The 12405-nt window shown below is 71.9% G+C and carries 10 protein-coding genes; 5 read left to right on the forward strand and 5 right to left on the reverse strand.

The genetic code is table 11. From position 1 onward, the window contains the following. Nucleotides 1–50 precede the first annotated feature (50 nt). From ACIPPM_RS26070 to ACIPPM_RS26080, 3 genes are all read right to left on the reverse strand, one after another. A complete protein-coding gene (locus tag ACIPPM_RS26070; RefSeq protein ID WP_401452128.1) occupies nucleotides 51–1619 on the reverse strand; it encodes a sodium:solute symporter family protein in 1569 nt (522 codons plus the stop codon). Nucleotides 1620–1798: 179 nt separating this feature from the next. Then, nucleotides 1799–3784, reverse strand: coding sequence for an MFS transporter (locus ACIPPM_RS26075; protein WP_401452130.1), 1986 nt, complete (start codon nucleotides 3782–3784; stop codon nucleotides 1799–1801). A 177-nt stretch (nucleotides 3785–3961) separates the two neighbouring features. Further along, nucleotides 3962–6676 carry a D-alanyl-D-alanine carboxypeptidase gene (locus tag ACIPPM_RS26080; protein ID WP_401452132.1) on the reverse strand — a complete coding sequence of 905 codons (2715 nt, stop codon included), beginning with the start codon at nucleotides 6674–6676 and terminating at the stop codon, nucleotides 3962–3964. Nucleotides 6677–6820: 144 nt separating this feature from the next. On the opposite strand from ACIPPM_RS26080, the gene ACIPPM_RS26085 reads away from it, so the two are divergent. From ACIPPM_RS26085 to ACIPPM_RS26095, 3 genes are all read left to right on the forward strand, one after another. After that, nucleotides 6821–7567 (forward strand): GPP34 family phosphoprotein, encoded by a 747-nt coding sequence (locus tag ACIPPM_RS26085; RefSeq protein WP_401452134.1) that lies wholly within the window; start codon nucleotides 6821–6823, stop codon nucleotides 7565–7567. 253 nt (nucleotides 7568–7820) lie between these two features. Beyond that, nucleotides 7821–8678 (forward strand): helix-turn-helix domain-containing protein, encoded by an 858-nt coding sequence (locus ACIPPM_RS26090; RefSeq protein ID WP_401452136.1) that lies wholly within the window; start codon nucleotides 7821–7823, stop codon nucleotides 8676–8678. 188 nt (nucleotides 8679–8866) lie between these two features. Then, entirely contained in the window at nucleotides 8867–9058 is a 192-nt protein-coding gene (locus ACIPPM_RS26095; protein WP_401452138.1) for a DUF397 domain-containing protein, read from the forward strand. Nucleotides 9059–9217: 159 nt separating this feature from the next. On the opposite strand, the gene ACIPPM_RS26100 is transcribed toward ACIPPM_RS26095, so the two are convergent. Further along, nucleotides 9218–9724 (reverse strand): glutathione peroxidase, encoded by a 507-nt coding sequence (locus ACIPPM_RS26100; RefSeq protein ID WP_401452140.1) that lies wholly within the window; start codon nucleotides 9722–9724, stop codon nucleotides 9218–9220. Next, nucleotides 9721–10704 carry a helix-turn-helix domain-containing protein gene (locus ACIPPM_RS26105; RefSeq protein WP_401452142.1) on the reverse strand — a complete coding sequence of 328 codons (984 nt, stop codon included), beginning with the start codon at nucleotides 10702–10704 and terminating at the stop codon, nucleotides 9721–9723. Before ACIPPM_RS26105 ends, ACIPPM_RS26100 begins: the two co-directional genes overlap by 4 nt. Before the next feature lie 70 nt (nucleotides 10705–10774). On the opposite strand from ACIPPM_RS26105, the gene ACIPPM_RS26110 reads away from it, so the two are divergent. Together ACIPPM_RS26110 and ACIPPM_RS26115 are read left to right on the forward strand one after the other, a co-directional pair. Next, entirely contained in the window at nucleotides 10775–11968 is a 1194-nt protein-coding gene (locus tag ACIPPM_RS26110; protein WP_401452144.1) for an MFS transporter, read from the forward strand. Next, complete coding sequence (locus tag ACIPPM_RS26115; RefSeq protein WP_401452146.1) at nucleotides 11969–12349, forward strand: TraR/DksA family transcriptional regulator; 381 nt, start codon at nucleotides 11969–11971, stop codon at nucleotides 12347–12349. Nucleotides 12350–12405 lie beyond the last annotated feature (56 nt).

The raw sequence follows: 12405 nt of genomic DNA on the forward strand, positions 1-12405 counted from the left end.
CCAGCCGTCACCCCTCCACGGTCCCACCGGGCCGCCCGGTCCAGCAACCCTCACTCCTTCCCCGGCACCCCCACCACGTCGTCCCCCGCGGGCCCCGGCGCCGGGACCCTCGCCGCGCCGCCGCCGTCCGAGTTGACCCGGTCGATGACCGCCAGCCGCTCCGGGGTGTCCTCCGGCTTGATCCAGCCGATCACGACGTACAGGACCAGGGACACCGCGAGCGGTACCGAGACCTGGTACTGGAGCGGTACCCCGCCGGACACCTGCCAATTGATCGGGTAGTTGACCAGCCAGAACGCCAGCAACCCCGCCGCCCAGGCGGTCAGTGCCGCCGTCGGGCCCGAGCGGCGGAACGGGCGGAGCAGGCCCAGCATCATCGGGATGGCGATCGGGCCCATCAGCCCGGCCACCCATTTGATGACCACCGTGATGATGTCCTTGAACGCGGGGGAGTCCACCTGGGTGGCCACCGCCATCGACAGGCCGAGGAAGACCACCGTCGTCACCCGCGCCGCCAGCAGACCCGCCCGCTCGCCCCACCCGCGCGCCCGCCGCGACAGCACCGGAGCCACGTCCCGCGTGAACACGGCCGCGATGGCGTTGGCGTCGGACGAGCACATGGCCATGGTGTGGGAGAAGAAGCCGACCACGACCAGGCCCAACAGCCCGTGCGGGAGCAGCTGTTCGGTCATCAGGGCGTACGCGTCCGAGCCGTCCGGCTTCTGCGCGTGGACCAGCAGCGGGGCCATCCACATCGGGAAGAACAGCACCACCGGCCACACCAGCCACAGCAGCGCCGAGAGCCGGGCCGACCGCTCGGCCTCGCGGGGCGAACGCGTCGCCATGTACCGCTGGGCCTGGTTGAGCATCCCGCCGTTGTACTCGAAGAGCTTGATGAACAGGAACGCCAGCAGGAACACCGTCCCGTACGGCCCCGCCAGCGGCTCCCCGTGGCCGCGCAGCGCGGGCTCGTCGAAGGCGCCGAACACCCCGATGTGCCGGTCACCGAGCTTCAGCACCACCGCGACGAACATCGCCACCCCGGCCAGCAACTGGATGACGAACTGGCCCAGTTCGGTCAGCGCGTCCGCCCACAGTCCGCCGATCGTGCAGTACACGGCGGTCACCGCGCCGGTGATCAGGATGCCCTGGTTCAGCGAGGCCCCGGTGAAGACGGACAGCAGCGTGGCGATCGCCGCCCACTTCGCGCCCACGTCCACGATCTTCAGCAGCATCCCGGACCAGGCCAGCGCCTGCTGGGTGGTGAGGTCGTACCGGTTCTTCAGGTACTCCAGCGGCGAGGACACCCCGAGCCGCGAGCGCAGCCGGTTGATGCGCGGCGCGAACAGCCGGGAGCCGATGGCGATGCCCAGCGCGATGGGGAACGACCAGGTCACGTACGAGGTGACCCCGTAGGTGTAGGCGATGCCCGCGTACCCGGTGAACATCACCGCGCTGTAGCCCGACATGTGGTGCGAGATCCCGGACAGCCACCACGGCATCCGGCCCCCGGCGGTGAAGAAGTCCCCCACGTCGTCCACCCGCCGGTGCGACCAGAACCCGATCGCCACCATCACCCCGAAATAGCCGATCAGCACCGCCCAGTCGAGACCGTTCATGTCTGCCCTCCCAGGGTCCGGCCACCGGCATCAGCCAGTCAGGCATGTGAACTCTGGGTTTGAACATGGACGCGCGGCAAGGAACCGTCGAGTCAAGGGACGGTAAAATCGTTCGGTTCTGTGATTGTGGTTCAGATACATGAACGGCAGCAGGGGGGCGGCCAGGCCGCCCGGCCCCGCTACTTCAGCTCGTCCGGGCAGGGCGTCCCGCGCGGCAGCTGATACGGCGCCGCCAGGTGGTACGTGCCCGCCTTCGGCGCCAGCAGCACCGTCCAGCGGTCGCCCGCACCGTCCACCGGGGTCTCCCGCAGACAGCCGTTGACGTTGACGAACGACTTCGGGGAACCCTCCGGGCGCTGCTTGGACTCCTCGGTCTCCTGCGGCGCCGCCAGGCTCTTCCCGTGCTCGTCCACCACGCTCAGCCACGGCGAGTACGGCACCCGGACCAGAATCCGCCCCGGCTTCCGCACGTCCAGCGTCATCTCGCCCTGCTCCGCCCGCCGCACCACGGCGTTCGGCTCGGCCAGCGGCGCCGGGTCGGTCACCCGGTAGAGCTGCCAGTTGGAGTCGCTCCAGATCCGGTCCAGGTACGGCATCCCGCGCAGCACCAGCTCCCGCTCGCGCACCCCGCCGTCGCCGTCCGGGTCGTCCACGCGGGGCAGCACCACGTACCGCACGGCCCACCGCTGGAGCCACTCGTGATAGTTCGCCGAGTTGAGCGTGTCGTCGTAGAAGAGCGGGTTGCGCTCCATGTCGGCCTGGCGGTTCCAGCCGCGCGCCAGGTTCACGTACGGCGCCAGCGCGGACGCCTCCCGGTGGGAGCGGACCGGGATGACCTCCACCCGGCCCTTCTCCGCGTCCGCCCGCTGCAACTGGTGCACCAGCGGTGCCAGCTCACGCGCCCAGGACGCGGCCGGGGTCGTGTGGATCACGTCGTCCACCGACTTGAAGCCGATCCAGCCGACGAACCCGGCGAGCGCCAGCACGGTCACGTACCAGCGGCGCGACCGCGGGGCCGTGAACGGCAGCGCGGCCACCAGGGCCACCCCCGCGAACAGCATCGGCAGCCGCGAGATGTTCGAGCCGATCTGCGAACTGATCAGCCACACCAGGACCACGCTCAGGCTGTACACACCCGCCGTCAGCCGGACCGTGACCCACTCCTTGGGCACCAGGAACAGGCACAGCAGCCCGTACAGCAACGGCATGATCACCGAGCCGAACGTCATCGGCTGCGTCCCGGAGAACGGGAACAGCCACGCCGACGCGCCCACCACCACCGCGGGCGCCAGCCCCAGCGCGAACGCGCCCGGCCGCCGCTTCTGCAGGAACAGCGCGACCGCCGTCAGCCCCACGAACAGCCCCGCGACCGGAGACGCCATCGTGGCCAGCGCGGCCAGCGGCGCGGCCGCCAGCGCCTTCGCCCAGCGCTTGTACCGACCCCGGTACGGCCAGCAGCACACCACCGCCACCGCGCCCGCCGCGAACAGCGCCGCGAGCGCGTACATCACCCACCCGGACAGCGCCCCGCCGAGCAGCGCGAGAATCCCGGCCAGCGCGGCCAGCGGCGCCGCGGCCATCGGCTTGGCCCAGCGCTCGTACCGGCCTCCGTACGGCCAGCAGAACACCGCCGCCACCGCGCCCAGCGCGAACAGCATGCCGAGCCCGAACGTCACCCGGCCCGAGACGGCGTTCGCCACCAGCGCGAACACCCCGGCGAGCGCGGCCCACAGCGGATTGCGCACCACCCGGCTGCGCACCAGGATCATGGTCAGCAGGGCTGCCGAGCCGGTACCGGCGATCATCATCGTGGTCCGCACCCCGAGCACGGACATCAGATACGGCGAGACCACGCTGTACGACACCGGGTGCATGCCGCCGTACCAGGCGAGGTTGTACGCCGAGTCCGGGTGCCGTCCGACGAACTCCGCCCACGCGTCCTGCGCCGCGAGGTCGCCGCCACTGTTGGCGAACGTGAAGAACCAGATGATGTGCAGGACGCCCGCGAGCAGGGTCACCGACAGCACGGGGTGCTCGCGGACGCGGGCGCGCAGGGCGTCCAGAGCGCTCGCGGTGCCTTCCGGGGGCGGCGGGCCGGGTATCCGGGGGTCGGACGCCGGGTCCGGCTCGGCGTTCTCGGCGCGCTTCGGCTCGGTTGTCGCCACGTCAGGCACTCCCCGTGTCCCGTCTTCCGTTCTCGGCCCCCTGCGCGGCCCGGCGCGGTCCTCGGTGACCTGCCCCGTTTCGTGACGCTAGCACGCACCCCGCCGCCCGGCTCCCGAGGCGGGAACGCGGACGGCGGGGTGCGGAAACAGCGGGTGGGGCGGGGGTCGGCGCCCGGGTCAGCCGACGCGGGTCAGCTTGGCTCCGAGGCCCGGCTCGGCCAGGTCCGCGCGGAGCGCCACCGGCACCTTCACGGCACCGGCCGAGGAGCCGTCACCCACGGTCAGCGAACCGACCTCGGTACCGGCCTTCGCGATGTGCGGGATCGTGCCCGAGGTGAAGGACAGCTTGACCTTCAGCCCCGCCCAGCCGGCCGCCTTCACGTCCTCGGTGACCTCGACCGGGGTCTCGCCGCCCAGGCCGTCGTCCACGTACCCGACGACCGTGCCCTTCTTCAGCACCGTCTCCGACTTCAGCGCGCCCTGCCCCGCCCGGATCAGCGCGTCGCTGCTGTCCATGGCGGCGCTGAGGATGCTGTTGTCCCGCTTGCTCGGCGGCTGCCGCAGCACCGCGCCGATGATCATCCGGGTCTCGCCGCCGACTTCCTGCTTCGCGGCGAAGACCAGGTTGCCGAGCGCGGAGGTGGTGGTGCCGGTCTTGATGCCGACGACGTTGTTGTGCCCGACCAGCTGGTTCCAGTTGGAGTGGTACGTGCCCTTGTAGTCGGTGTACGACATCATCGCCGCGACCTCGCGGAACGCGGGCTGCGTCATCGCCGCCTTGGCCAGCTTCACCTGGTCCACGGCGGTGCTCACGGTGGAGTTCGTCAGACCCGAGGGGTCGGTGTACGTCGTCCCGCTCATGCCGAGGCCCTTGGCGGCGGCGTTCATCTTCGCCACGAACGCCTTCTCCGAGCCCGCGTCCCAGCGGGCGAGCAGTCGCGCCACGTTGTTCGCGGACGCGATCAGCACACCCTCCAGCGCCTCCCGCTGGGTGATCTTGTCACCCTCGGTGACGTCGACGGTGGACTCCTGGCCCGCCTTCGACTGGGCCTGCGCCGCCTTGTCGATCGAGATCTTCGGGCCCTCGGCACCGCTCTTCAGCGGGTGGTCGCGCAGGATCAGGTACGCGGTCATCACCTTCGCCACACTGGCGATCGGCACCGGCTTGCCCGAGCCGGACGAGCCGAACGAGCCGATGCCCTGCACGTCCATCGCCGCCTGGCCGTCGGCCGGCCACGGGATGTCCGACTTGCCGCCCTCGAAGGTGAAGCTGTCCTTCGCGGTCAGCGCGAGCGTGGGCTGCGGCAGGGGGCGCATCGCCTGGACGACGCCCAGGATCACCACCAGCAGGAGCACCAGCGGCGTCCAGATCTTGACCCGCCGCACCAGCGTGCGTACGTGCGTCTCCGGCGGCGGGGGCGTGTTCGTCAGCTCCGCCAGCAGGTCCAGCGGGGGCCGTGGCGGCAACGGCTGCTGCGTCGTCCGCTCCGGCCCGACCTGCGGCACGGCCCGCGTCTCCTCGACGCGTGCCTGCGACGCCTTGAGGTCGGGCTTCAGCGCGACGAACTTGCTCGTCCGCTCCGCCTCCTGCTCGGCGGGAGAGGGCTTGGCCTTGCCGCCGACCTTGAGCATGGTCGTCGGCTGGTCCACCTCCCGCTTCTTGGCCGTGGGGGCCTTGAGCGCGGTGGTGGGGGTGTCCACGAGTTTCTTGGCATCGGCCTCGGGGGCCTTGCCGTCGGGCTCGGGGGAGTCGTCGGGCTCGGCGTCGCCCTTGCCCTTGCCCTCGGGGGCGGGCAGGGGGGTGCCCTTGGCGGAGTCCTCGGGGGTCCCGTCGGGCTTCGCGGTGGGGGCGGCCTCGTCCTCGTCGGCGTCCTCGGAGTCGTCCTCGGCATCCGGGAGGGGGGCGGCCTTGTCCTCGCCCTCGGGTGCGGGCTCGGCGTCGCCCTTCGCGGCGGGCGCGGGGCCGTCCTTCTCGGCGTCCTCGGTGTCGTCCTCGGCATCCGGAAGGGCGGCGGCCTTGGGCTCGGCCTTGTCCTCGCCGTCCGGTGCGGGCTTGGAGTCACTCTTGGCGGCCGGGGCGGGTGCGTCCGCCTCAGAGACCTCGGCGTCCTCGGAGTCCTCGGCGTCGGGGAGGACGGCGGCCTTGGGCTCGGCCTTCTCCCCGTCGTCGGGTGCGGGCTTGGAGTCACTCTCGGCGGCGGGCGCGGGTGCGTCCGTCTCGGCGTCCTCGGCGGAGCCGGAGGCGTCGTCGTCCGTGGCCTCGGTGTCGTCCTTCGCGGCCGAGGGGCCGTCGGAGGGGGTGCCGCTCTCGGCGTCGTCCTCCCCGGCGCCCTCAGCGGGGCTGGACGCGCCCTCTGGGGCGTCCGCGCCGTCCTCGGCCGGGGCAGCCTCGTCCGAGCCCTCGGACGTGCCGTCAGCGGCGTCCGTGGCGTCGTCGCGCGAGTCCTTGAACGTGTCGTCAGGTACGGCGGCGGCGCTCTCGGCGTCCTTCGCGTCCTCGGAGCCGTCCTTGGTGCCGCTCTCGGCGGTGCCGGAACCTTCCTCCGCATCGCCCTTCGCGTCCGAACCACCCGACGACTTCGCGGCCTTGGCCGCTTCGGCCCCCTTGCCGGAAGCCGAGGAGCCGCCCTTCGCCGGGCCGCCGGAGGGACGGACCCACGCCGAGACGGCCTCGCGGAGTTCCTCATCCGCCACGGGACCCGTCGAGTCAGCGGCAGCAGTCACCCCGGCTGAACCCACGGAGTCGGATTCACGGGCCGCCGGCACCGAACTCCCGCTCCCCGACGTCGGTTCCACTGACGCCTCGTGCTGCTTCGACCTGTCGGGGGACTCGCCCGCCACCGATGCCTCCTCATGCGCCGCACGCGCACTCGCGCGCCCTGTCCGAACCATGTACCAGTGTCCTGTGTGGGGGTCAGCCCGTAGAGACAGACGAGAACGACATACCTGCCGGTTCCCCCACGAACCAGGCACGCGCTCTCGACAGATGAATGTGAGAGGCGTCACCCTGTCATTCATCCACGCGGGGAGGCATGGATGGCCAGGAGCCGCAGAACACTTCCGGAAGAGCTGCTGATGCTCGCACTGGACCCGGCCACGGGTACCACTGCGCAGCCGCAGTCGCTCGACCTCGGTCTGGCCGGTGCGCAGCTAGTGGAGCTGGCGCTGGCCGGACGGATAGCCCCAGACGGGGATCGTATCGCCGTGGTGGTGCCACGGCCGACAGGAGATCCGACTCTGGACTGCGCGTTGGAGCTGCTGCGAAGGCGCGGCGCTCCGGTACGGGCCGTCCATTGGATAGGCGGGCCCCGGCTGGGCCTGCGCCAGACCTATCTGTCGCACCTGGAAAGGTGCGGCATGGTGGCCGCCGTACCGGGCCAGATGTGCGGCGTACTGCCGACCACGCGGTACCAGGCGACGGACACCGGTATCAGCCGGGAGATCCGCGGGAGGCTCGACTCCGCGATCCGCACCGGCGTACCACCGGACCCACGGACCGCCGCGCTCGCCGCGCTTGCCCACGCGGTCGGCCTGGGCAAGCACCTGTACCCGGGGAACGAGGGACGCTCGTCCCGCTCCCGGCTCAGGGACCTGATCCGGCACGACCCGATGGGCGGCCTGGTCGCGCACGCCGTGATGGACGTGCAGAACGGTGTGGGCGCCCAGTCGCGGCGCGGTCAGGCCCCCGCCGGGCGGCAGCCCGGACCGGGCGCCGGGGAACCCGCGCGCGGGGTCCCGATGCAGCCGCACCACGGCTCGATGGCCCGAGCGGCGGCACACTGAACGGCGCGGCCGGGGGCGATCCCCCTCGGCCGCGGGCGAGTTGACGGGCGGGACGGGCGGACCCACGGGGGTCCCCCGGCCCGCTCCGCCGCTTGTGCCCATACCAGGTCGCCGACCGGTCCGTACCCCGAACTACCGGGTAGGCGCCGCATATCCGACGTTTCCCAGCGGTAGAACCCCCATGGTGGCAGTCTGCTCAACAGCAGATACACAAAGTGTCAGATACAGGCAGCCAGCCGGAGGTGCGCGTCCCGTGGCGTCCAATGTCAATCCCACCGTCAGGCGGCGCCGACTGGGCCAGGAGCTGCGCAAGCTCCGTGAGCTCAAGGGCATGACGGCCGAAGAGGTCGCCGACCGTCTCCTGGTGTCGCAGTCGAAGATCAGCAGGCTGGAGAACGGCCGTCGCAGCATCAGCCAGCGCGACGTCCGCGATCTGTGCGGGGTGTACGAGGTCGAGGATCAGAGGGTGGTCGACTCACTGATGGAGATGGCCCGCGACTCCCGCCAGCAGGGCTGGTGGCACACGTTCGGCGACATCCCGTACAGCGTGTACATCGGGCTGGAGACCGACGCGCAGTCGCTGCGCGTGTACGAACCCCAGCTGGTGACCGGCCTGTTGCAGACCCGCGCGTACGCGGAGGCGCTGGTGCGGGGCGCGCTGCCGGAGACCTCGACCGCCGAGATCGAGAAGCGCGTCAAGGTCCGGATGCGCAGGCAGGACCGGGTCACCGACGAGAGCAACCCGCTGCGCCTGTGGGTGGTGCTCGACGAGGCCGCGCTGCACCGGGTCGTCGGCAGCAAGCTCATCATGCGCGAGCAGCTGGAGCACCTGATCGAGCTGTCCCAGCTCCCGCACGTCACCGTGCAGGTGCTCCCCTTCGAGGTCGGCGCGCATCCGGGGCTCAACGGCCAGTACGCCATCCTGGAGTTCGCCGACGCGGCCGACTCCAGCGTGGTCTACCTGGAGGGCGTCACCAGTGACCTCTACCTGGAGAAGGCGCCGGACGTGCAGAAGTACGCCGTGATGTACGAGCACCTGCGTGCCCAGGCGCTCCCGGTGGAGCAGTCCCAGCGGTTCATCCAGGACGCGGCCAAGAGGTTCGCCCAGTAGGGCTGCGACAGGTGGGGCGAGGGATCGTACACCGTCGCCCCACCCCCGTGACGGCTCGCTTGGAATATGCCACCCGCTTGAGTGAACGGCCCCTGCGAGCAGGGCGGTTGGCCGGTAGCGTCGATCACGCCAATCGCTCGCAAGGGTTGGCGCGAACCGCACCACCGCAACTCGCAACAGGAGTGGACATGGCACTGATTCAGGGCGCGACGGAGACGTGGATGAAGTCCTCCTATTCCGCGGGCAACGGCGCCTGCGTCGAGGTCAAGTCGCCGACCGCAGCCGCACTCGCCGTACGCGACTCCAAGGACCTCGAGGGGCCCGTCCTGGCGTTCCCCGCCACGGCGTGGACCGCCTTCGTGGCCTCGGTCAAGGCGTAGGGCTCCGGCCCCGGTCCCACCGCGTAGAAGCACGTGACCGCTGCTTCGACGATCACAACAGCACAAGCACCACCCGTGAAGCCCCCTCGACCGGTCGCCGTCCTTGCCGAGGGGGCTTCATCCATGTCAGCGCAGTGCCTTCGGCGAGAGCCGGCAAGGTCAACCGAGCTGCGCCTCGATCGCGGAGACGACCTCCGCCGAGTCCGGCTCCGTCTGCGGGGCGAAGCGGGCGACGACCTGGCCGTCGCGGCCGATCAGGAACTTCTCGAAGTTCCAGCGGATGTCGCCGGTGTGGCCCTCGGCGTCGGCGAAGCCGGTGAGGCGGTCGTAGAGGGGGTGGCGGGCGTCGCCGTTCACGTCCACCTTCTCGGTGAGCGGGAAGGTCACGCCGTAGGTCGCCGAGCAGAACTCCGCGATCTCGTCGGCGGAGCCGGGCTCCTGGCCCATGAACTGGTTGCACGGCACGCCGAGCACGGTGAAGCCCCGCCCGCCGAACCGCTCCTGGAGCCGCTCCAGGCCCGTGTACTGCGGGGTCAGCCCGCACTTGGAGGCCACGTTCACGACGAGCACGGCCTGCCCGGCGTACCGGGCCAGCTCGGCGGAACCGCCCTTGAGGGCGCCGATCTCGACGTCGAGGGGGGAAGAGGTGTTGTCGCTGGTCGTCATGCGGGCAGCCTAGGCCCCGCCCGCCCGGCCTCCACCAGGACCTCCCCGGCCGCCGTCCGCGAGTACAGCACCGAGCGGCCCGCGCGGCGCCGGGTGATCAGGCCGGACTCGCGCAGCACCTTCAGATGGCGGCCGACTGAGCCGAGCGTCTGGCCGGTCAGCGCGGTGAGCTGGGTGGTGCTCAAGGGGGACGCCAGCAGGGTGAGGACGCTCGCACGGGCCGGACCGAGCAGCGTGCCCAGGCTCGCGGGCACCGGACGCTCGGACCGTCCGGCGAGGGCACCGGCGCAGGGGTAGACCAGCGCGTACCGCTCCCGCTCCTCCCACGACACCCAGCCCTGCCGCTGCGGGGTCACCGGGACGAGGACGAGTTCGGCGCCGGAGATCTCGCGGGGCGGGTAGGTCCGCAGATTCACCTGGAACCGGCTCTCCCCGAGCCACCGCGTCCCCGGCCGCAGCGAGTCCAGCACCCCGGCCCAGCCGCCCCGCCCCATCCGCGTGGTCCGCGCCAGCACGTCCGCCTCCAGCACCCGTCTGCGCCGCTCCCAGTACGGCCGTACCGTCTCCTCCCACACCCACTCCAGCAGCACGGCCGCCCGCTCGGGCAGATCGTCCCGGTCCAGTACGGCGGGCAGCGGGCCCGCCAGGGAGAGCAGCAGGTTGGCGCGGGCCTCGGCGGGGCGGGCGGCGCGTACCCGGTCCACCTCCTCGGCGAAGGTCTCGCCGTCGCGCGGGGCTGGGGTGAGGAAGTCGGCGATCCAGTCCCGGCCGAGCCCGGCGCGGATCAGGCGCGCGGTGACGGGGTCCGCCGCCAACCGGGCCTGGTACGCGGGGAGATGGGCGCGCAGCCACTCCCGCTCGCCGGGGTGGGCGGGGGTGGCGGCGTGCAGCAGCTTGAGGTTGGCGAAGGTCTCGGCGAGCGGGGAGATCACGAACCGGCTGCGGGCCAGCGTGTCCGCGTCGAGCAGCCACCACCCCATGCCCCGCCCCACCTTTCGCCGCCCGGCGAAACAATAACGAGCACCCGGACGCGCGGCCGAGACTCCCCGCATGCCCAGCTACCGATCCCTGTTCCGCACACCGGAGTTCACCCCGCTCTTCCTCGCCTCCTCCACGCAGACCGCCGCCCAGACGATGGGCGGACTCGCGCTCGGCACCCTCGTCTACCGGGCCACCGGCTCCCCGCTGCTCTCGGCGCTCAGCATGTTCGGCCCCGCCCTGGCCCAGGTCGTCGGCGCGACCCTGCTGCTCTCCGGCTCTGACCGGCTGCCCCCGCGTACGGCGCTGTCCGCCATCGCGGCCGCCTTCGCGGCGGGCACGGCCTTCCAGGCGGTACCGGGCCTGCCGCCCGGCGTACTCCTCGCCGTAGTACTCCTGTTGGGCCTCGTGGCCGCACTGGGCGGCGGCGTCCGCTGGGGTCTGCTGAACGAGATCCTCACCAAGGACGGCTATCTGCCAGGGCGTTCCCTCTTCAACATCATGAACGGCCTGACCCAGACGGCCGGTTACGCCACCGGCGGGCTCCTGCTGGCCGTACTCTCCCCGCGCGTCTGCCTGCTGCTCGCGGCCGCCCTGTACCTGACCACCGCCCTGACCCTCCGCCTCGGCCTCACCGCCCGCCCGCCCCGCGACACCGGCCGCCCGTCCGTGGCGGCGACCTGGCACACCAACGCCGTCCTGTGGTCCGCCCGCCCCCGCCGCCTCACCTACCTGGGCCTCTGGGTGCCCAACGGCCTGGTCGTCGGCTGCGAGTCGCTGTTCGTGTCGTACGCGCCCGGCTCGGCGGGCACGCTGTTCGCCTGCGCGGCGGTGGGGATGCTGGTCGGAGACGTGACGGTGGGCCGCCTCCTGCCCCCGGCGGTCCGGGCGCACCTCGCGATACCGCTGCTGCTGGTCCTCGCGGTGCCGTACCTGGCCTTCGCGGCGCACCCTCCGCTGCCGGTGGCGCTGCTGTGCGTGACGGTGGCCTCCGTGGGGTTCGGCGCGAGTCTGGTGCAGCAGGAGCGGCTGATGTCCCTGACCCCGGACGCGCTGGCGGGCCACGCCCTGGGGCTGCACTCGGCGGGCATGCTGACCATGCAGGGGGTGAGCGCGGGGGTGGCGGGCTCGCTGGCCCAGATCACCTCTCCGACGACGGGGATGACGGTGATGGCGGGGGCGTCGGTGGCGGTGACCTTGGGACTGGCGCTGGCGGGGCGGGTACCGGCCCGGAATACGGTCGCCCCGGTGGACGCTGAAGCATGAATGACCGATGCGCCGGAGAATGCCCCGAAGGCGACCGAGATCCGGGCCCGCCTCCTGGCGGAGCGCGCGGCGACCGAGACCCAGATCGAGGCCCTGAACAGGGACTTCACCGCGATCGTGGAGGCGAACGCGCTGGTCGCTGTCGATGACGAACACGATCCGGACGGCTCCAGCACCGCCTTCGAACGAGCCCACGTCGCTTCCCTCCTCACCCGGGCCCGCACCCACCTGGAGCACCTGGACGACGCGCTGACCCGCCTGGCGGACGGCGGCTACGGCATCTGCGAGACCTGCGGCGCGACCATCCCGGCGGAACGGCTGGAGGTGCGCCCGGCGACCACACGGTGTGTGGGATGTGCGGGGGCGGCGGGGACGCGATAGGTGGGCCCTACACGGAAGTGCGCGTGTCTGGCACGATCTGGGGGCGTGCGGCTTGC

It is taken from the genome of Streptomyces sp. NPDC090119 (assembly GCF_044747085.1).
Taxonomy (GTDB): domain Bacteria; phylum Actinomycetota; class Actinomycetes; order Streptomycetales; family Streptomycetaceae; genus Streptomyces.

Coding starts and splice junctions, on each gene's coding strand:
- ACIPPM_RS26070 (WP_401452128.1), bottom strand. CDS start 1,619: ATGAACGGTCTCGACTGGGCGGTGCTGATCGGCTATTTCGGGGTGATG.
- ACIPPM_RS26085 (WP_401452134.1), top strand. CDS start 6,821: ATGGCCAGGAGCCGCAGAACACTTCCGGAAGAGCTGCTGATGCTCGCA.
- ACIPPM_RS26110 (WP_401452144.1), top strand. CDS start 10,775: ATGCCCAGCTACCGATCCCTGTTCCGCACACCGGAGTTCACCCCGCTC.
- ACIPPM_RS26115 (WP_401452146.1), top strand. CDS start 11,969: ATGACCGATGCGCCGGAGAATGCCCCGAAGGCGACCGAGATCCGGGCC.
- ACIPPM_RS26100 (WP_401452140.1), bottom strand. CDS start 9,724: ATGACGACCAGCGACAACACCTCTTCCCCCCTCGACGTCGAGATCGGC.
- ACIPPM_RS26080 (WP_401452132.1), bottom strand. CDS start 6,676: ATGGTTCGGACAGGGCGCGCGAGTGCGCGTGCGGCGCATGAGGAGGCA.
- ACIPPM_RS26105 (WP_401452142.1), bottom strand. CDS start 10,704: ATGGGGTGGTGGCTGCTCGACGCGGACACGCTGGCCCGCAGCCGGTTC.
- ACIPPM_RS26095 (WP_401452138.1), top strand. CDS start 8,867: ATGGCACTGATTCAGGGCGCGACGGAGACGTGGATGAAGTCCTCCTAT.